The sequence below is a fragment of the Erwinia artemisiae genome, assembly GCF_051400835.1.
GTDB lineage: Bacteria > Pseudomonadota > Gammaproteobacteria > Enterobacterales > Enterobacteriaceae > Erwinia > Erwinia aeris.
The window spans coordinates 1-18300 of sequence record NZ_JBLFFM010000012.1 but is presented as its reverse complement, the minus strand read 5'-3'; the positions used below and the strand labels follow the sequence as shown (position 1 = coordinate 18300).

General features: G+C 57.9%; 17 protein-coding genes and 1 pseudogene. 14 read left to right on the top strand and 4 right to left on the bottom strand.

Annotated features, from left to right (window positions below; genetic code table 11):
- Positions 1-10 precede the first annotated feature (10 nt).
- From rmuC to tatD, 8 genes and pseudogenes are all read left to right on the top strand, one after another.
- On the top strand, positions 11-1543 hold the full coding sequence (gene rmuC / locus ACMGEE_RS19835; RefSeq protein ID WP_301253054.1) for a DNA recombination protein RmuC: 1533 nt from the start codon (positions 11-13) through the stop codon (positions 1541-1543).
- A gap of 74 nt (positions 1544-1617) precedes the next feature.
- Positions 1618-2373: a bifunctional demethylmenaquinone methyltransferase/2-methoxy-6-polyprenyl-1,4-benzoquinol methylase UbiE gene (gene ubiE, locus ACMGEE_RS19830; RefSeq protein WP_125290686.1), complete on the top strand. Its 756-nt coding sequence runs from the start codon at positions 1618-1620 to the stop codon at positions 2371-2373.
- A 12-nt stretch (positions 2374-2385) separates the two neighbouring features.
- Complete coding sequence (ubiJ, locus tag ACMGEE_RS19825) at positions 2386-2991, top strand: ubiquinone biosynthesis protein UbiJ (RefSeq protein WP_125290685.1); 606 nt, start codon at positions 2386-2388, stop codon at positions 2989-2991.
- The gene (gene ubiB, locus ACMGEE_RS19820; protein ID WP_253457296.1) at positions 2988-4625 is read left to right on the top strand and encodes a ubiquinone biosynthesis regulatory protein kinase UbiB; all 1638 of its coding nucleotides are present in this window, start codon (positions 2988-2990) and stop codon (positions 4623-4625) included. The genes ubiJ and ubiB overlap by 4 nt, the downstream gene beginning before the upstream one ends.
- Before the next feature lie 99 nt (positions 4626-4724).
- Positions 4725-4970, top strand: a complete 246-nt coding sequence (gene tatA, locus ACMGEE_RS19815; RefSeq protein WP_125290683.1) for a Sec-independent protein translocase subunit TatA — start codon at positions 4725-4727, stop codon at positions 4968-4970.
- A gap of 3 nt (positions 4971-4973) precedes the next feature.
- Positions 4974-5483: pseudogene (tatB, locus tag ACMGEE_RS19810) on the top strand (Sec-independent protein translocase protein TatB); the annotation flags it as partial.
- Positions 5484-5884: 401 nt separating this feature from the next.
- Positions 5885-6634, top strand: coding sequence for a Sec-independent protein translocase subunit TatC (gene tatC / locus ACMGEE_RS19805; RefSeq protein ID WP_253457299.1), 750 nt, complete (start codon positions 5885-5887; stop codon positions 6632-6634).
- A 65-nt stretch (positions 6635-6699) separates the two neighbouring features.
- A complete protein-coding gene (gene tatD / locus ACMGEE_RS19800; protein ID WP_253457301.1) occupies positions 6700-7488 on the top strand; it encodes a 3'-5' ssDNA/RNA exonuclease TatD in 789 nt (262 codons plus the stop codon).
- 2 nt (positions 7489-7490) lie between these two features.
- Here the strand turns inward: tatD and rfaH are convergent, their stop codons facing one another.
- Entirely contained in the window at positions 7491-7979 is a 489-nt protein-coding gene (gene rfaH / locus ACMGEE_RS19795; protein ID WP_253457303.1) for a transcription/translation regulatory transformer protein RfaH, read from the bottom strand.
- Between the two features lie 290 nt (positions 7980-8269).
- Between rfaH and ubiD the strand changes: the two genes are divergently transcribed.
- Positions 8270-9772, top strand: a complete 1503-nt coding sequence (gene ubiD, locus ACMGEE_RS19790) for a 4-hydroxy-3-polyprenylbenzoate decarboxylase (protein ID WP_253457306.1) — start codon at positions 8270-8272, stop codon at positions 9770-9772.
- Between the two features lie 21 nt (positions 9773-9793).
- Positions 9794-10495: an NAD(P)H-flavin reductase gene (fre, locus tag ACMGEE_RS19785; protein ID WP_253457309.1), complete on the top strand. Its 702-nt coding sequence runs from the start codon at positions 9794-9796 to the stop codon at positions 10493-10495.
- Between the two features lie 45 nt (positions 10496-10540).
- Here fre and fadA read toward each other — a convergent pair whose 3' ends face one another.
- Positions 10541-11704 (bottom strand): acetyl-CoA C-acyltransferase FadA, encoded by a 1164-nt coding sequence (fadA, locus tag ACMGEE_RS19780; RefSeq protein ID WP_436830537.1) that lies wholly within the window; start codon positions 11702-11704, stop codon positions 10541-10543.
- A 10-nt stretch (positions 11705-11714) separates the two neighbouring features.
- The gene (fadB, locus tag ACMGEE_RS19775) at positions 11715-13898 is read right to left on the bottom strand and encodes a fatty acid oxidation complex subunit alpha FadB (protein WP_369896729.1); all 2184 of its coding nucleotides are present in this window, start codon (positions 13896-13898) and stop codon (positions 11715-11717) included.
- A gap of 179 nt (positions 13899-14077) precedes the next feature.
- Here fadB and pepQ point away from each other — a divergent pair, with 179 nt between their 5' ends.
- From pepQ to hemG, 4 genes are read left to right on the top strand one after another with little or no spacing between them, the layout of a single operon-like run.
- The gene (pepQ, locus tag ACMGEE_RS19770; protein WP_301253065.1) at positions 14078-15409 is read left to right on the top strand and encodes a Xaa-Pro dipeptidase; all 1332 of its coding nucleotides are present in this window, start codon (positions 14078-14080) and stop codon (positions 15407-15409) included.
- The gene (locus ACMGEE_RS19765) at positions 15409-16020 is read left to right on the top strand and encodes an IMPACT family protein (RefSeq protein WP_301253063.1); all 612 of its coding nucleotides are present in this window, start codon (positions 15409-15411) and stop codon (positions 16018-16020) included. Before pepQ ends, ACMGEE_RS19765 begins: the two co-directional genes overlap by 1 nt.
- Positions 16021-16046: 26 nt before the next feature.
- Complete coding sequence (trkH, locus tag ACMGEE_RS19760; RefSeq protein ID WP_125290673.1) at positions 16047-17498, top strand: Trk system potassium transporter TrkH; 1452 nt, start codon at positions 16047-16049, stop codon at positions 17496-17498.
- A gap of 15 nt (positions 17499-17513) precedes the next feature.
- Positions 17514-18050, top strand: coding sequence for a menaquinone-dependent protoporphyrinogen IX dehydrogenase (gene hemG / locus ACMGEE_RS19755; protein WP_436830536.1), 537 nt, complete (start codon positions 17514-17516; stop codon positions 18048-18050).
- Here hemG and ACMGEE_RS19750 read toward each other — a convergent pair.
- Positions 18033-18300 (bottom strand): hypothetical protein (locus ACMGEE_RS19750; RefSeq protein ID WP_436830535.1); only part of this gene is annotated, 268 nt, incomplete at its 5' end. The genes hemG and ACMGEE_RS19750 overlap by 18 nt on opposite strands.

Below are 18300 nucleotides of genomic sequence, written 5' to 3'. Positions count from 1 at the left end.
GAGAAGGCGCGTGGATGCAATAATCGGTTACGGCATTGGCTCAGGCCTGGCGGGCGCGCTGGTCGGCTGGCTTATCGCCTGGTATCACAGCCAGCAGCGCGCGGCGCACCAGGAAACGGAGCGCAGGCTGCTGCAACAGGCCAGCGAGCAGCTGAAGCAGGAGCGCGATCGCCTGACGCAGCAACAGAGCCAGCAGCAGCAGGCGCAAAAACAGCAGGAGCTGGAACTGCGTCAGCTGCACGGCACGCTCGCCGCTACCCAGGAGAAACTCACCCAGCTTGACCACTGGCGCGGCGAGGCCGAACAGCTGGCGCGCGAACTGCGCACCCAGCTGGAGATCAACAGCGCCCAGGAGGCGGAACTGCGCGAGGTCACCATTCGGCTTGAAGAGAGCAGAATGGCGGCGGAAGAGAAGCAGCGCCTGCTGGTCAACAGCGAACAGCGGCTGAACGCGCAGTTTGAACACCTTGCCAACCGTATTTTCGAACACAGCAACCGCCGTGTCGATGAGCAGAACCGCCAGAGCCTGGACGGGCTGCTCTCGCCGCTGCGCGAACAGCTGGAAGGGTTTCGTCGCCAGGTTCAGGAAGGCTTCGGCCAGGAGGCGCGCGAGCGCCATACGCTTTCTCATGAAATCCGCAATCTGCAACAGCTCAATGCCCAAATGGCGCAGGAAGCGATTAACCTGACCAAGGCCCTGAAGGGCGACAATAAAATGCAGGGAAACTGGGGCGAAGTCGTGCTCAGCCGCGTGCTGGAAGCCTCCGGCCTGCGGGAAGGGCACGAATATGAAACCCAGGTCAATATTCAGCTGGAGCATAACGCCCGTATGCAGCCGGACGTGATTGTGCGTCTGCCGCAGGGCAAAGACGTGGTGATCGACGCGAAGATGACGCTGGTGGCTTACGAACGCTATTTCAACGGCGAAGATGAAGCCACGCGCGAAACGGCCATCGGCGAGCACGTTGCGGCCATTCGCAGCCATATCCGCCTGCTGAGCCGCAAAGATTATCAGCAGCTGCCCGGCCTACGATCGCTGGACTACGTACTGATGTTTATTCCGGTCGAACCCGCTTTTCTGGTCGCTATTGACCGTCAGCCGGAACTGATCAACGAGGCGCTGGGTCAAAACATCATGCTGGTCAGCCCCACCACGTTGCTGGTGGCGCTACGTACCATCAATAACCTGTGGCGCTACGAGCACCAAAGCCGTCATGCCCAGCGCATCGCCGACAGAGCGGCTAAGCTCTATGACAAAATGCGCCTGTTTGTCGACGACATGTCGGCAATGGGGCAAAGCCTCGATAAGGCCAGCGAAAGCTATCGTCAGGCCATGAAGAAGCTGGCGGAAGGGCGGGGCAACCTGATCGCGCAGACGGAAAGTTTTCGGCAGCTGGGCGTGGCCATCAAGCGGCCTATTAATCCCCGCCTGGTCGCGCAGGCGATGCCGGATGAGGCTGACGAGCAAGAGAACGAAGATGAGGAAGATGTCGCGTATCTGGCGACGCAAACCGGGCCAGGCGCGGCCCGAGTTAATGAATAACCCGCAAGGCTGTGCCTGGCCTGCGGGACTCTGATACACTTGGCAGATAACTGATTGCAGAGCAGGCAAAACAAATGGCAGATGAATCAAAGGATACCACGCACTTCGGCTTTCGCACGGTAGCGAAAAGCGACAAAGCTGAAATGGTGGCTGATGTTTTCCATTCCGTTGCGGCCAAATATGACCTGATGAACGATCTGATGTCGTTCGGCATCCACCGTGTCTGGAAACGTTTTACTATCGATTGCAGCGGCGTGCGTCGCGGACAGCGCGTCCTGGATCTGGCCGGCGGTACCGGCGATCTGACCGCTAAATTCTCTCGCCTGGTAGGTGAAACGGGTGAAGTGGTGCTGGCGGATATCAACAGCTCCATGCTGAAAGTAGGCCGTGAGAAACTGCGTAACAACGGGATCATCGGCAACGTGAACTATGTGCAGGCTAACGCCGAAGCGCTGCCGTTCCCGGACAATCATTTCGACTGCATCACTATCGCTTTCGGCCTGCGTAACGTCACCGAAAAAGAGAAGGCGCTGGCCTCGATGTTCCGCGTGCTGAAGCCGGGCGGACGCCTGCTGGTGCTGGAGTTTTCCAAACCGCTGCTGGAGCCGCTAAGCAAGGCGTATGACGCCTACTCATTCCACGTGCTGCCGCGTATCGGCGAGCTGGTGGCGAAAGATTCCGAAAGCTACCGCTATCTGGCCGAATCTATCCGAATGCATCCGGATCAGGATACGTTAAAGCAGATGATGGATGATGTCGGCTTCGAGAATACTACCTATCACAATCTTACCGGTGGCATCGTTGCGCTGCACCGCGGATTCAAGTTCTGAACAGGATAGCGAATGACCTTAACGCCGCTGTTAACCGCAGGGCTGGAAACGGCGCTCAATCAGATCCTTTATCGCGATCGCGGCCTGAAAGCCGCGCGTCAGCGTCTTAACGGCCGCAGCCTGGCCATTGAGCTGGCCGAGCTGAAGCAGCCGCTGATCTTTATCTTCAGCGACCAACAGGTCGATGTGCTGGGCGACTGGTGCGACACGCCGGACTGCAAGGTGAAAACCCGTCTGGCGACGCTGCGCAAGCTGCGCGATCGTCAGCAGTTAACCAGCCTGATCCGCAGCGGCGAGCTGGAGGTTGAGGGCGATCTACAGGTCGTCCAGCAGTTCTCCGCGCTGATCGATCTGGCCGAGCTTGACCCTGCCGAATATCTCGCGCCCTGGATTGGCGATATTGCCGCTCAGGGCATCAGCCAGGCCGCCCGTCGCGGGTTGCAGCTGGTGCGCGGCAATCTTGATCGTAAACAGAGCTATCTGGGTCAGGCGCTGACGGAAGAGTGGCGCCTGGCGCCGGGCGGCCTGGAGCTTGCCTGGTTTGCTGAAGAAGTCGACGCCGCCGCTCGCGAGCTGGCTGCGCTGGAAACCCGCCTTAAACAACTGGAGGGCAAATGACCCTCGGAGAAATACGTCGTCTCTATTTTATTATCCGTATCTTTTTGAGCTACGGACTGGATGAGCTAATCCCAAAAACCCGGCTGGCGCTGCCGCTGCGCCTGTGGCGCCGGACGCTGTTCTGGATGCCTAATTTGCACAAAGAGCGTCAGCTTGGCGAGCGTATCAGGTTAGCCATGGAGCAGCTTGGCCCGGTGTGGATCAAATTTGGTCAGATGATGTCCACGCGACGCGATCTTTTTCCGCCGCATATCGCCGATCAGCTGGCGATGCTACAGGACAAGGTCGCGCCTTTCGATGGCGTACAGGCGAAAAAACAGATTGAGATGTCGCTTGGCTGCAAGGTGGAAACCCTGTTTGATGACTTTGTGATCACGCCGCTTGCTTCCGCTTCCATCGCGCAGGTACACACCGCCACGCTGAAGGAAAACGGCAGGGAAGTGGTCATTAAGGTTATTCGTCCGGATATCCTGCCGGTGATCAAAGCCGATATGAAGCTGATCAACCGCATGGCGGCCTGGGTGCCACGCCTGCTGCCGGACGGGCGCCGCCTGCGTCCGCAGGAAGTAGTAGCCGATTACGAAAAAACGCTGATAGACGAACTGAACCTGCTGCGCGAAGCGGCTAACGCCATTCAGCTGCGCCGTAATTTCGAAGGCAGCAACATGCTTTACGTGCCGGAAATCTATTCCGACTACTGTAGCGAAACCATGCTGGTGATGGAGCGCATTTACGGCATTCCAATCTCCGATGTGGTGCAGCTCGAACAGCGCGGCGTCAACATGAAGCTGCTGGCCGAGCGCGGCGTGCAGGTCTTCTTTACCCAGGTGTTCCGCGACAGCTTTTTCCACGCCGATATGCATCCGGGCAACATTTTTGTCAGCTATGAGCATCCTGAAGATCCGCAATATATCGGTATCGACTGCGGTATCGTCGGCTCGCTGAATAAAGAAGATAAGCGGTATCTGGCGGAGAACTTTATCGCCTTCTTCAACCGCGATTACCGCAAGGTTGCCGAGCTGCACGTTGATTCCGGCTGGGTGCCGGCGGATACCAACGTAGAGGATTTTGAGTTCGCTATTCGTACCGTTTGCGAACCGATTTTTGAAAAGCCGCTGGCGGAAATCTCCTTCGGTCACGTGCTGCTGAACCTCTTTAATACGGCGCGCCGCTTCAACATGGAAGTGCAGCCTCAGCTGGTGCTGTTACAGAAAACTCTACTGTATGTGGAAGGCGTCGGACGACAGCTTTATCCGCAGCTAGACCTGTGGAAAACCGCCAAGCCGTTCCTGGAAGACTGGATCAAAGATCAGATTGGCATTCCGGCTATCGTGCGCGCGCTGAAAGAAAAAGCGCCGTTCTGGGCGGAAAAACTGCCGGAGCTGCCGGAGCTGGTTTACGAAAGCCTGAAGCGGCACAAGCATCTGCAGCACAGCGTCGATAAGCTTTCTTACGATCTGCGCAACGACCGGGTGCGGCATCATCAGTCGCGCTATCTGTTCGGTATTGGCGCCACGCTGCTGCTGAGCGGCACGGCTATTCTGCTGACCAGACCGCAGTGGGATTTGCTGTCGGCGGTTATGGTCGCTGGCGGTCTGGTAAGCTGGCTGGTCGGCTGGCGTAAAACCGACTGACTGTCATGAAAGGTAAAGAGGGGCTGGCAGCGCTTTGCGCGCGGTCAGCCCGGCTTATATACTGCGAAACCTGCATTAACTGACATCTGAGGCAAAATTATGGGCGGTATTAGTATCTGGCAATTGTTAATTATTGCCGTAATCGTTGTGCTGCTCTTCGGCACGAAGAAACTGCGCGGGCTGGGTTCCGATCTCGGTTCATCAATCAAAGGCTTTAAAAAAGCCATGAGCGACGATGACGAAAAGCCAAAAACACATGCCGACGATGCTGATTTTAAAGCCACTCTGGCCGACAAACAGCACGCAGAAGCGAAGAAAGAAGACGTTAAGAACGACAAGGTGTAAGCCGTGTTCGACATAGGTTTTAGTGAACTGATTCTGGTGTTTATTATCGGGCTGGTAGTGCTGGGTCCGCAGCGTTTGCCGGTTGCGGTAAAAACCGTGGTCGGCTGGATCCGCGCGCTGCGCTCGCTGGCGGCTAATGTACAAAACGAACTGGCGCAGGAGCTGAAACTCCAGGAGCTGCAGGACAGCCTGAAGAAGGTGGAAGAGGCCAGTAAAAATAGCCTGTCGCCGGAGCTGAAAGCCTCGATGGAAGAGCTGAAGCAGTCGGCGGAATCCATGAAGCGTACCTATCTGGGCGAGAACGAAAAAGCGGACGACGAAGCTAACACTATCCACAATCCGCTGGTGAAAAACGCCGAGGATTCTCATGAAGGCGTGACGCCTGCTGCGGCCGATCATCAGGCCAGCGCCCCGGCGCAGGCGCCAGAGGCAGCAACCAGTGCAGCGCCACAGCCTGCGGTGCAGCAGGAACAGCATACGCCAGTCGTGCATGTTTCGCCTGCGGCGAGCGATATGGCAGCAGCGCACTCTGCTACGGTTCGCGTTGCTGAGCCAGCCGCAAGCGGTGTAGCCCAGGTTGCTGAAACTGTTTCGCCTGTCGCAAGCGATGCGGCTGTAGCACCGTCCGCTGCGGTTCACGTTGCCGAACCTGCCGCAAGCGGGGTAGCCCAGGTCGCTGAACCTGCTTCGTCTGCTGCAAGCGATGCGGCCGTAGCAAAATCCGCGACGGCCAGGGCTGCTGAAGCGCCTGCCGCTGCCAGCGCACCTTATGAAACCGCCGCCGGAAAGCCGGACGCCGCGTCGAATACGGCGCCTGCCGCCGCGCCTGAAAAGCCAAAGGCCGTTAAAGACGAAGCGCCGACGCTTTCCAGCCGTGCGCCTGTTTCCACCACCCAACCGGATGAACGCTAAACATGGCTGTTGAAGATACCCAACCGCTTATCAGCCATCTGATTGAGCTGCGTAAGCGCCTGCTGAACTGCATTATCGCCGTGGTGGCGATTTTCCTTTGCCTGGCGTACTTTTCCAACGATATTTATCAGCTGGTTTCCGCGCCGCTGATCGAGCAGATGCCAGCGGGCGCCAGCATGATCGCGACCGACGTGGCTTCGCCTTTTTTCGCGCCGGTCAAGCTGACCATGATCGTTTCCGTCTTCCTTGCGGTACCGGTGATCCTTTACCAAATCTGGGCCTTTATCGCGCCCGCGCTTTACCGCCACGAACGCAGGCTGGTGGTGCCGCTGCTGATTTCCAGTTCATTCCTATTCTATATAGGGATGGCTTTCGCCTACTTTGTTGTCTTCCCGTTGGCCTTTGGGTTCTTCGCTAAAACCGCGCCGCACGGCGTGCAGATCGCTACCGATATCAATAACTATCTCGATTTCGTAATGGCGTTGTTTATGGCGTTTGGCGTCTCTTTCGAGGTGCCGATTGCTATCGTGCTGCTGTGCTGGACCGGTGTGACCACGCCGGAGGAACTGAAGGCGAAGCGGCCTTATGTTCTGGTCGGCGCTTTTATCGTAGGTATGCTGTTGACGCCGCCGGATGTGCTTTCCCAGACGCTGCTGGCCATTCCGATGTACTGCCTGTTTGAGGTCGGCGTGTTCTTCTCCCGTTTCTATACCGGATTACGGCGGGAAGAGAGTGACCAGGAGACGGAGTAGCCGCGAAGGCCTGCCCACATTAAAAAATAACCGCCCGTAAGGGCGGTTACTGTTTGGAACACGCTATGTTTGATATTGGGGTCAATCTGACCAGCACGCAGTTCGCCAAAGATCGCGACAAGGTTGTAAAACGCGCCGTTGATGCGGGCGTCACCGGCATTCTGATTACCGGCACCAACGCGCTGGAGAGCCAGCAGGCGCAGAGCCTGGCGAAACGTCGTTCCGGCTACTGCTGGTCTACGGCAGGCGTTCATCCGCATCACGCCAGCGAATGGTCGGCGGAAACGGCCGCCACCTTAAGAAGGCTGGCGGAAAGCCCGGAAGTGGCGGCGATTGGCGAGTGCGGGCTGGATTTCAACCGCAACATCTGCGGGCCGGAACAGCAGGCTTACGCCTTCAATGCTCAGCTTGAGCTGGCGGCCGATCTGCAGCTGCCCGTTTTTCTGCACTGCCGCGAAGCGCACGATCGCTTTCTCGCTATCCTGACGCCCTGGCTGCCAAAGCTGCCCGGCGCGGTCGTACACTGTTTTACCGGCACGAAAGCGGAGCTGGAAGCCTGTCTGGCTGCCGGGCTTTATATCGGCATTACGGGATGGGTGTGCGATGAACGTCGCGGACTTGAGCTGCGCGAGCTGATGCCGCTTATTCCTGCTGACAGGCTGCTGCTGGAAACGGACGCGCCTTATTTGCTGCCGCGCGACATGCGTCCCCGCCCTGCATCGCGACGTAACGAGCCGTGCTTTCTGCCACATATCGTGGAACAGGTCGCGCTACTGCGCGGCGAAGAGGCGGCTACGCTGGGGCAGCAGTGCGACAGCAATGCGCGAGCGCTTTTCCGTCTGAACGCGCAGTAGCCTCAGAGTTTCTGGAACTGCCGATTGTCCAGGCTGCGGACGATCTGCTTATTCAGTAGGTTAAGCAGCAGCATAGAACGCGCCTCGCCGTCCGGCTCGGTAAAAATTGCCTTCAGGCCTTCGAAAGCGCCAGCGGTAATCAATACTCTGTCGCCGGGCTGCGGTAGCGTCGGTGCGGGCAGCGTTACCGTCGCCTGCGTTTGCAGCGCTTCGATCACGTCCTGCGGCACGGTCGCGGGCAGATTGCCGAAGCGAACGAAATGGCTGACGCCGCGCGTGGCGCTGATGGTCGTGGTATGAATCGCTTCCGGATCGAACTCAATAAAAAGGTAGTTCGGGAACAGCGGCTCATTTACCTGAGTACGCTTGCCGCGCACCAGTTTCTCTAAGGCAATCATGGGGCTGAGACAATGCACCGCCTGGCGCTCAAGATGTTCTTTCGCGCGGGTAAGCTGGCCACGTTTGCAATAAAGTAAATACCAGGATTCCATAACGTCACTTTGCAATTACAGGGTCGCTAAGAATAACAAAAATAGCGTGATAGTTATAGCAACATGCAGGCCAGAAGGCGTCTGAAATCGCGATGAATGAACGGACAGCGTTAAGCATAAAGCTTATTAACTGTAGTTATCAGCGGATCGGTTGATGAGTCGGGATGCCGGAAGAAAAAATTTTTGGCGGTCGCAGCGTGAGCGCGCCGACCTCCTGCCGCGAAAAACTAAGCACGAGAGCTTAATCCTCCCTATAATGGCCGATTCACTGACCGTATTGATGAGAAGTCATGAAATACCACGACCTACGCGACTTCCTTTCCCTGCTGGAGCAGCGCGGGGAATTAAAACGCATTAAGCAAGAGATCGATCCCGATCTTGAAATGACCGAAATTGCCGATCGCACTCTGCGAGCCGGCGGGCCGGCGCTGCTGTTTGAAAACCCCAAAGGCTATAATATGCCGGTGCTGTGCAACCTTTTCGGCACGCCGGATCGCGTTGCGCTGGGCATGGGCCAGGAAGACGTGAAGGCGCTGCGTGAAGTGGGCCGCCTGCTCGCCTTTTTGAAAGAGCCGGAACCGCCGCGCGGTTTTCGCGACTTTTTCGACAAAATGCCGCAGTGGAAGCAGGTGCTGAATATGCCGACGAAGCGCCTGCGCGACGCGCCGTGCCAGCAGCAAATCTGGCAGGGCGATGAAGTCGATCTGAGCCGTATTCCGGTGATGAAGTGCTGGCCGGAAGATGCCGCGCCGCTGATCACCTGGGGCCTGACGGTTACGCGCGGCCCGCACAAAGAGCGGCAGAACCTGGGCATCTATCGCCAGCAGGTTATTGGTAAGAACAAACTCATTATGCGCTGGCTGTCGCATCGCGGCGGCGCGCTGGATTTCCAGGAGTGGACGCAGCAGCATCCCGGCGAGCGCTTCCCGGTCTCCGTCGCGCTGGGCGCCGATCCCGCCACCATTTTGGGCGCGGTCACGCCGGTTCCCGATACGCTTTCTGAATATGCTTTTGCGGGACTGCTGCGCGGCACCAAAACCGAAGTCGTGAAGTGCGTCTCCAACGATCTGGAAGTGCCGGCCAGCGCGGAAATCGTGCTGGAAGGCTATATCGAGGCGGGCGAAGTGGCGCCGGAAGGGCCGTATGGCGACCATACCGGCTACTATAATGAAGTCGATAACTTCCCGGTGTTTACCGTCACCCACATTACGCAACGCCGCGACGCCATCTATCACTCCACCTATACCGGGCGTCCGCCGGATGAGCCAGCCGTGCTTGGCGTGGCGCTGAATGAAGTCTTCGTGCCGATCCTGCAAAAGCAGTTCCCGGAAATCGTCGATTTTTATCTGCCGCCGGAAGGTTGTTCCTATCGTCTGGCGATCGTTACGATGAAAAAGCAGTACGCAGGCCATGCCAAGCGGGTGATGATGGGCGTTTGGTCATTTTTGCGCCAGTTTATGTACACTAAGTTTGTTATCGTATGTGACGACGATGTGAACGCGCGCGACTGGAACGACGTTATCTGGGCTATTACGACCCGGATGGATCCGGCCAGGGATACGGTGCTGGTAGAGAACACGCCTATCGACTATCTGGATTTCGCTTCGCCGGTTTCCGGGTTAGGCTCGAAAATGGGCCTGGACGCCACCAACAAGTGGCCCGGAGAAACCCAGCGCGAATGGGGCCGCCCTATTCGCAAAGATCCCGCCGTCACCGCGCGCATTGATGCCATATGGGACGAGTTAGGCATCTTCAGTGAGTCGCCCACGCGCAAAAACGCGCCCGGCAAATAATCGACCCGACAGAGGGAACGCATGACAACGTTAAGCTGTAAAGTGATCTCGGTAGAGGCGATAACCGATACCGTTTACCGAGTCCGTATGGTGCCGGAAGCCGATTTCAGCTTCCGGGCCGGTCAGTATCTGATGGTAGTGATGGACGAGCGCGACAAACGCCCGTTCTCGCTGGCTTCCACGCCGATGGAAAAAGAGATTATTGAGCTGCATATTGGCGCTTCGGAACTCAATCTCTACGCGATGGCGGTGATGGAACGGATCCAGGAGCAGCGCAGCATTACCGTGGATATTCCGCACGGCGACGCGTGGCTGCGTGAAGAGAGCGACCGTCCGCTGATCCTGATTGCGGGCGGCACGGGCTTCTCCTACGCCCGTTCGATCCTGCTGACCGCGCTGGCGCAGCGGCCGGAGCGTCATATCGAAATTTACTGGGGCGGCCGTGAACTGAAGCACCTCTACGATATGGACGAACTGGAAGCGCTGGCGGTTAAGCACCCGAACCTGAAGGTGATCCCGGTGGTGGAACAGCCTGAGCCGGGCTGGGAAGGGCGTAGCGGCACCGTGCTGACGGCGGTTATGAACGACCACCGCAGCCTGGCCGAGTACGAGATCTATATCGCGGGCCGTTTTGAAATGGCGAAAATCGCGCGCGAACGCTTCTGTGCCGAGCGCGAGGCGAAAGCGGAACAGATGTTTGGCGACGCCTTCGCCTTTATCTGAGCCGGAACGATTGCGTAAAAAAGCCGCCCGTCACGGGCGGCTGCATCAAACCTTTTCCAGTACGGTAGCGATGCCCTGTCCCAAACCGATACACATGGTCGCCAGACCAAACTGTGCGTCGCGTCGCTCCATCAGGTTCAACAACGTCGTGGCGATCCGCGCGCCGGAACAGCCCAGCGGATGACCCAGCGCGATAGCGCCGCCGTTCAGATTGATTTTGTTATCCAGCTCCTCCATCAATCCCAGCTCCTTAATACACGGCAGCACCTGCGCGGCGAACGCTTCGTTCATCTCAAACAGATCGATATCGCTGACGTTCAGTCCTGCTTTCTTCAGCGCCAGCCGGGAGGCGGGCACCGGGCCAAAGCCCATAATCGACGGATCGCAGCCGACAACCGCCATCGAGCGGATCCGCGCCCGCGCTTTCAGGCCCAGCTCACGAGCGCGTGATTCGCTCATCAGCAGCATCGCCGCCGCGCCGTCGGAGAGCGCCGAGGAGCTGCCCGCCGTTACCGTGCCGTTAACCGGATCGAAGGCGGGCTTCAGCGCGGCCAGACCCGCTGTGGTGGTATCGGGACGGATCACTTCATCAAAATCATAGCGCTTGAGCACGCCGTCGCCGTCATGGCCGCTGGTCGCGACGATCTCCGCAGCAAAGTGGCCCGCCTGCGTGGCGGCCCAGGCGCGCTGGTGCGAGCGGGCGGCAAATTCATCCTGCCTTTCCCGACCGATCTGGTGCATACGCGCCAGCATTTCCGCCGTCAGGCCCATCATCCCGGCGGCTTTCGCCACGGTTTTGCCCAGGCCGGGATGAAAATCGACGCCGTGGCTCATCGGCACGTGGCCCATATGCTCCACGCCGCCCACCAGGCAGGCGCTGGCGTCGCCAACCATGATGGCGCGCGCGGCATCGTGCATTGCCTGCATCGAGGAGCCGCAAAGGCGGTTGACGGTGGTAGCGGGCACCCGATGCGGGATTTCCGCCAGCAGGGCGGCATTACGGGCGATGTTAAAACCCTGCTCCAGCGTTTGCTGCACGCAGCCCCAGTAAATATCATCCAGGCTTGCCGCCGCCAGCGCCGGGTTGCGGCTCAGCAGCGAGCGCATCAGATGCGCCGAGAGATCTTCCGCCCGGACATGGCGAAAAGCGCCGCCTTTGGAGCGGCCCATCGGCGTGCGGATGGCATCAACAATTACGACTTTTTCCATTTCTCTTTCCTTACGCCGTTTTCAGGACGTCATCGGCCGGTTGAACCTGCGGATACCATTGCGTTTTATGCTGCGCTTTTTCCTGCAGGCTGGCCGGCAGCTGATAAAGCGGGCCGAGCGCGGCAAAGAAGGCCGCCTGGCTGGCAAAGCGGGCGCTGCCCTGCGTATCCAGATAGCGGAAAACGCCGCCGCGAAACGGCGGGAAGCCCAGCCCGTAAACCAGCGCCATATCCGCTTCGGCCGGCGTGGCAATAATGTTTTCTTCCAGGCAGAGCACCACTTCGTTAACCATCGGGATCATCATTCGGGCCACAATTTCTTCATCGCTGAAAACGCGCTGCGGCTGGCTGACGCTTTGCAGCAGTTTATCGACTTCGGGATCGACAATTTTCTTTTGTTTACCTTTGCTGTCCTTCTCCCAGCGATAAAACCCGGCCTGACTTTTTTGTCCGAACCGTTTCGCCTCGAACAGCACGTCGATGGCATCACGGTAATCCTTTTTCATACGGTTCGGGAAACCGTCAGCCATTACGCTCTGCGCGTGATGCGCGGTATCAATGCCGACCACGTCCAGCAGCCAGGCAGGCCCCATCGGCCAGCCGAAATGCTTTTCCATGACTTTATCTATCTGACGATAATCCGCACCGTCGCGCAGCAGCAGGCTGAAGCCGGCAAAATAGGGGAACAGCACGCGGTTGACGAAAAAACCGGGACAGTCGTTCACCACGATGGGCGTCTTACCCATTTGGTCGGCCCAGGCCACCACTTTCGCCAGCGTGGCGTCCGAGGTTTTTGCACCCCGGATCACTTCAACCAGCGGCATGCGGTGCACCGGATTAAAAAAGTGCATTCCGCAGAAGTTTTCCGGGCGCTGCAGCGCATCAGCAAGCTGGCTGATGGGAATAGTCGAGGTATTGGAAGCCAGAACGGCATCCTGACGAAGATGCTGTTCCGTCTCCGCCAGCACCGCCGCTTTAACGCGCGGGTTTTCCACCACGGCCTCGACGACCATATCGGCACGTTCAAATCCTTCATAGCTCAGGGTTGGATGGATAGCGCCGATGATGCCCGCCAGCTGCATCGCGTCAATTTTCCCTCGCGTCAGCTGCTTATTCAGCAGCCCGGCCGCTTCGGTCATACCGAGTTCCAGCGAGGCCGGATTGATATCCTTCATTAATACCGGTACGCCTTTGCTGGCCGCCTGATAAGCGATGCCGCCGCCCATAATGCCCGCGCCCAATACGGCAGCCTGCTTCGGTAGCGCGCTATTCTGCGCCAGCTTTTTCGCTTTCGCCTTCAGCGCGCGATCGTTAAGGAACAGGCCGACCAGCGCACGCGCCTCGTCGGAACGGGCCAGCGGGACAAAAGCCTGCGTTTCCAGCAGCAAAGCTTCATCACGGCCCAGCGCAGCAGCGGCCTCAATCGTTTTTACCGCCGTCAGCGGAGCAGGGTAGTGCTTGCCCGCGGTTTGCAGCACCACGCCTTTGGCAGTGGTGAAGCTCATCATCGCCTCAATTTTACTGAGCTTCAGCGGTTGCAGCTTCGGCTCGCGACGTTCGCGCCACGGCTGTTTGCCGCTAATGGCCTCGCGCAGGATGGCGATGCCCGCATCGCGCAGCTTATCAGCGGCCACAACGGCATCCACCAGGCCCAGCGCCAGCGCTTTTTGCGCATCGACATCTTTTCCGGCGGCGATAATTTCCAGCGCGCTGTCGGCGCCCAGCAGACGCGGCAGGCGCACCGAGCCGCCAAAGCCGGGCATGATCCCCAGCTTCGTTTCCGGCAGGCCAATACGCGCGTCCGGCGTGGCGATACGGAAATCCGTTGCCAGGATACATTCACAGCCGCCGCCCAGCGCATAGCCCTGTACGGCCGACAAGGTCGGCACCGGCAGATCCTCAAGCCGATTAAAGATAGCGTTGGCGTAATGCAGCCACTGCGTCAGCTGTTCCTCCGGGGCGGCGAACAGCGATAAAAATTCGGTAATATCCGCGCCGACGATAAACGCCGGTTTGCGCGAACTGAGCAGAACCGCCTGCAGATCCGGCTGCCGCTCCAGCACGGCTATCGCCTCGCCCAGGCTGGCGACGGTTTGCGTATCCAGTTTGTTAACTGAACCGGGCGCATCAAAAACCAGTTCAGCAATACCATTTTCCAGCCAGTTCAGGGTCAGGGTGTCGCCTTGGTAAAGCATTCTTCTCTCCTGCTGCCGCGCTAAAGGGATCTGGTCATACCAGATGATCGAGAGTGTGGAGTTGATGTTAATTATTTGCAAACGAGAGTTTGCTTATTTGCAAACAAGATCACAGGCGCGGCAAAACGATCTCGCCGTGCTAAGATGCGCCTGATTACGTGATTAACGGAGGTAAAGTGATGGACTCGTTGAGCGCCCTTTATCATGAGCATCTGAAGACGCTACAGGCGCGCGCGCAGCAGGTGCTGGCCCGCTTTAAGCTGGATGCCATGCTGATCCATTCCGGCGAACTGCTGACGGTTTTTCTGGATGACCACGACTACCCTTTCAAAGTAAACCCGCAGTTTAAAGCCTGGCTGCCGGTGACCACCGTGCCCAACTGCTGGCTGTGGGTCGACGGCGTCAACAAGCCGAAGCTCTGGTTTTATTCGCCGGTGGATTACTGGCACAACGTCGAGCCGCTGCCGCAAAGCTTCTGGACGGACGGCATGGAGATTACGGCGCTGAAAAAAGCGGATGAAATCGGCCAGCTGTTGCCGACAAACCGTGAAAACGTTGCCTATATCGGCCCGGTGCCGCAGCGTGCCGCTCAGCTTGGCATCAACGCCGCCGCGATCAACCCAAAAGGGGTGATCGACTTCCTGCATTATCATCGCTCTTATAAAACCGATTACGAACTTTACTGCCTGCGCGAAGCGCAAAAGACGGCGGTGATCGGTCATCGCGCAGCGAAGGAAGCCTTTCTTTCCGGCATGAGCGAGTTCGATATTAATATTGCTTACCTCAGCGCTACCGGCCATCGCGATATCGACGTGCCTTACGGCAATATCGTCGCGCTGAACGAACATGCCGCCGTGCTGCACTACACTAAGCTTGATCAATTGCCGCCGGAACAGCCGCGCAGCTTTCTACTGGATGCAGGCACGGAATATAACGGTTATGCAGCGGATCTGACGCGCAGCTACGCTTACGATCCCGCCAGCGACTATGCGACGCTTATTCAGGATATGAATGAAGAAGAGCTGGCGCTGATTGCCACGCTGAAGGCGGGCGTGCGCTATACCGACTACCATCAGCAGATGCATCAGCGGCTGGCGAAACTGCTGCTGAAACATCAGCTGGTCAAAGGGCTGAGCGAAGAGGCGATGGTGGCGGAAAACCTTACCGGGCCGTTTATGCCGCACGGCGTGGGTCATCCGCTTGGCCTACAGGTGCATGACGTCGCCGGTTTTATGCAGGATGACAGCGGCACCCATCTGGCCGCGCCGCAGCAGTATCCCTTTTTACGCTGCACGCGCATCCTTGAACCGCGCATGGTGCTGACGATTGAACCCGGCATCTACTTTATCGAGTCGCTGCTCGCGCCATGGCGCGAAGGCAAGTTCAGCCAGCACTTCGACTGGGCGCGCATTGAGGCGCTGAAGCCTTATGGCGGGATCCGAATCGAAGATAACGTGGTGATCCATGAACAGGGCGTGGAAAACATGACCCGGGATCTGAAGCTGGATTAATGGACGCCTGGGAGATCCCCGCTGAAACCTTCAGCTTCAGCGAGGAAATAAAAAAAAGCCGCTTTATCACGCTGCTGGCGCATACCGAAGGCGTGGAGGCGGCGCGCGCTTTTGTGCAGCAGGTGAAAGGCGAGCATCCTGCCGCCCGGCATCACTGCTGGGCCTGGGTAGCGGGCGCGCCTGACGATTCGCAGCAGCTGGGTTTCTCGGATGACGGCGAGCCTTCCGGCACGGCGGGCAAACCGATGCTGGCCCAGCTGATGGGCAGCGGCGTGGGCGAGATAACGGCGGTAGTGGTGCGCTATTACGGCGGCATACAGCTGGGCACCGGCGGGCTGGTTAAGGCCTACGGCGGCGGCGTGCAGCAGGCATTAAAATTGCTGCCTCGTGCGCGGAAGGTGCCCATGCTGACCTTTACGCTGGTTTGCGACTATGCGCAGCTGGCGGAAATAGAAAGGATGGTCGCCCGTTTTAACGGTCAGCTGCTGCACAGCGAGTTTTTACAGCGCATCTCGCTGACGCTGGCGCTGCCCCATGCGCAGGTCGCAGGCTTCACGCGCAATCTCACCGATTTCAGCAGAGGGGCGCTCCATCTGGCCCCGACCGACTAACACCTTGTCAGGAAAGGAAAGGCTACATGCATTTTCGTGCCATCACCCGCATCGTGGGTTTACTGGTCATTTTGTTTTCGGGCACCATGATCGTGCCGGGCCTGGTGGCGCTAATCTACCGTGACGGCGCCGGACGAGCCTTTACGCAAACCTTCTTTATGGCGTTACTGATCGGCTCGCTGCTGTGGTGGCCGAACCGCAAGCAGAAAAGCGAGCTGAAGCCGCGAGAAGGCTTTTTGATCGTCGTGCTGTTCTGGACGGTGCTGGGCAGCGTCGGGGCGATGCCCTTTATCTTTGCCGAACATCCTAACCTGTCGTTAACCGACGCGTTCTTTGAATCTTTCTCCGGCCTGACCACCACGGGCGCCACGACGCTGGTGGGGCTGGATTCCCTGCCCAAAGCCATTCTGTTCTACCGGCAAATGCTGCAATGGCTGGGCGGGATGGGGATCATCGTGCTGGCAGTGGCTATCCTGCCTATACTGGGCGTCGGCGGGATGCAGCTTTACCGTGCGGAGATGCCAGGCCCGCTGAAAGATAACAAGATGCGGCCCCGAATTGCCGAAACGGCAAAAACGCTCTGGCTGATCTACGTGCTGTTAACCGTCATTTGCGCACTGGCGCTCTGGCTGGCCGGGATGCCGCTGTTTGACGCCATCGGCCACAGCTTTTCTACTATAGCTATCGGCGGCTTTTCCACACATGACGCCAGTATCGGCTATTTTCACAGCCCAACCATTAACAGCATTATTGCCATTTTCCTGCTGATTTCCGGCTGTAACTACGGCCTGCATTTCACGCTGCTCAGCGGACGTAATCTGCGTGTTTACTGGCGCGACCCGGAATTCCGTATGTTTATCGGGGTGCAGTTCACGCTGGTTATCATCTGCACGCTGGTGCTTTGGGCGCACAATGTCTATCAAAGCGGGCTGCAGACGCTGAACCAGGCTTTTTTCCAGGTGGTTTCCATGGCGACGACGGCAGGCTTCACTACCGACAGCATCGCCCGTTGGCCGCTCTTCTTACCGGTACTGCTGCTTTGCTCTGCTTTTATCGGCGGCTGTGCGGGATCGACCGGCGGCGGCCTGAAGGTGATCCGCATCCTGCTGCTGTTCAAACAAGGGTCGCGCGAACTGAAGCGGCTGGTGCATCCCAATGCCGTTTACACTATTAAGCTGGGGCAGCGGGCGCTGCCGGAAAGAATACTGGAAGCGGTATGGGGATTCTTCTCCGCCTACGCGCTGGTGTTCCTGCTGAGCATGCTGGCCATTATCGCCACGGGCGTGGACGATTTTTCAGCCTTTGCCGCCGTCGCCGCAACGCTGAACAATCTGGGGCCGGGCTTAGGGGTAGTAGCGGATAACTTCACTACTATGAATGATACGGCGAAATGGATTTTGATTCTGACAATGCTGTTTGGTCGTCTTGAAGTCTTCACGCTGTTGGTTCTGTTTACGCCAACCTTCTGGCGCGAATAACAAAAGTTGGATCTTATGAAAGCACTTATTCTTTATTCCAGCCGTGACGGGCAGACTCGTGAAATCGCGGCTTATATAGCTAACCAGCTCAAAGCGCATCAGGAATGCGATACGATCAATATCCTTCAGGCGGATAACATCGAATGGGCCAGGTACGACAGGGTACTTATCGGCGCTTCTATTCGCTATGGCCACTTCCATCCTAAGGTCGACAAGTTTGTTAAGCAGCATCTGAACGAGCTTACCAAAAGGCCTTCGGGATTCTTCTCGGTTAACCTGACCGCGCGCAAGCCGGAGAAGCGTACGCCGCAGACAAACGCCTACACGCGTAAGTTCCTGCTGAACTCGCCGTGGCAGCCAGACTGCTGCGTCGTGTTCGCGGGCGCGCTGCGCTATCCGCGTTACGGCTTCTTCGACCGCTTTATGATTCAGCTGATTATGCGGATGACCGGCGGCGAAACGGATGCCAGTAAAGAAGTGGAGTATACCGACTGGGAGCAGGTGACGCGTTTTGCCCATGAATTTGCCGCTTTATCAGGCAATGTGAAGTAAAAACGGACGCTTTGTTGAAAAATACGGCTGTCGTTCATTTATTTGTAATAAACGCTTGTCAGCCGTCAAGAACTCCCTATAATGCGCAACCACTGAGACGGCACAACGGCTTACAGCCAGCGGCTCAGGAGGTTCAGGAAGCTGAATCGCCGGAGAAAAACTTCTGAAAAAGAGGTTGACTCTGAAGGAGGAAAGCGTAATATACGCCACCTCGCGGCAGGAAGCGAAAGCACTGGCCGCAACGCTCTTT

Coding starts and splice junctions, on each gene's coding strand:
- tatA (WP_125290683.1), top strand. CDS start 4,725: ATGGGCGGTATTAGTATCTGGCAATTGTTAATTATTGCCGTAATCGTT.
- ubiJ (WP_125290685.1), top strand. CDS start 2,386: ATGACCTTAACGCCGCTGTTAACCGCAGGGCTGGAAACGGCGCTCAAT.
- trkH (WP_125290673.1), top strand. CDS start 16,047: ATGCATTTTCGTGCCATCACCCGCATCGTGGGTTTACTGGTCATTTTG.
- hemG (WP_436830536.1), top strand. CDS start 17,514: ATGAAAGCACTTATTCTTTATTCCAGCCGTGACGGGCAGACTCGTGAA.
- tatD (WP_253457301.1), top strand. CDS start 6,700: ATGTTTGATATTGGGGTCAATCTGACCAGCACGCAGTTCGCCAAAGAT.
- rfaH (WP_253457303.1), bottom strand. CDS start 7,979: ATGGAATCCTGGTATTTACTTTATTGCAAACGTGGCCAGCTTACCCGC.
- pepQ (WP_301253065.1), top strand. CDS start 14,078: ATGGACTCGTTGAGCGCCCTTTATCATGAGCATCTGAAGACGCTACAG.
- fre (WP_253457309.1), top strand. CDS start 9,794: ATGACAACGTTAAGCTGTAAAGTGATCTCGGTAGAGGCGATAACCGAT.
- fadB (WP_369896729.1), bottom strand. CDS start 13,898: ATGCTTTACCAAGGCGACACCCTGACCCTGAACTGGCTGGAAAATGGT.
- ubiB (WP_253457296.1), top strand. CDS start 2,988: ATGACCCTCGGAGAAATACGTCGTCTCTATTTTATTATCCGTATCTTT.
- ACMGEE_RS19765 (WP_301253063.1), top strand. CDS start 15,409: ATGGACGCCTGGGAGATCCCCGCTGAAACCTTCAGCTTCAGCGAGGAA.
- fadA (WP_436830537.1), bottom strand. CDS start 11,704: ATGGAAAAAGTCGTAATTGTTGATGCCATCCGCACGCCGATGGGCCGC.
- tatC (WP_253457299.1), top strand. CDS start 5,885: ATGGCTGTTGAAGATACCCAACCGCTTATCAGCCATCTGATTGAGCTG.
- ubiE (WP_125290686.1), top strand. CDS start 1,618: ATGGCAGATGAATCAAAGGATACCACGCACTTCGGCTTTCGCACGGTA.
- ubiD (WP_253457306.1), top strand. CDS start 8,270: ATGAAATACCACGACCTACGCGACTTCCTTTCCCTGCTGGAGCAGCGC.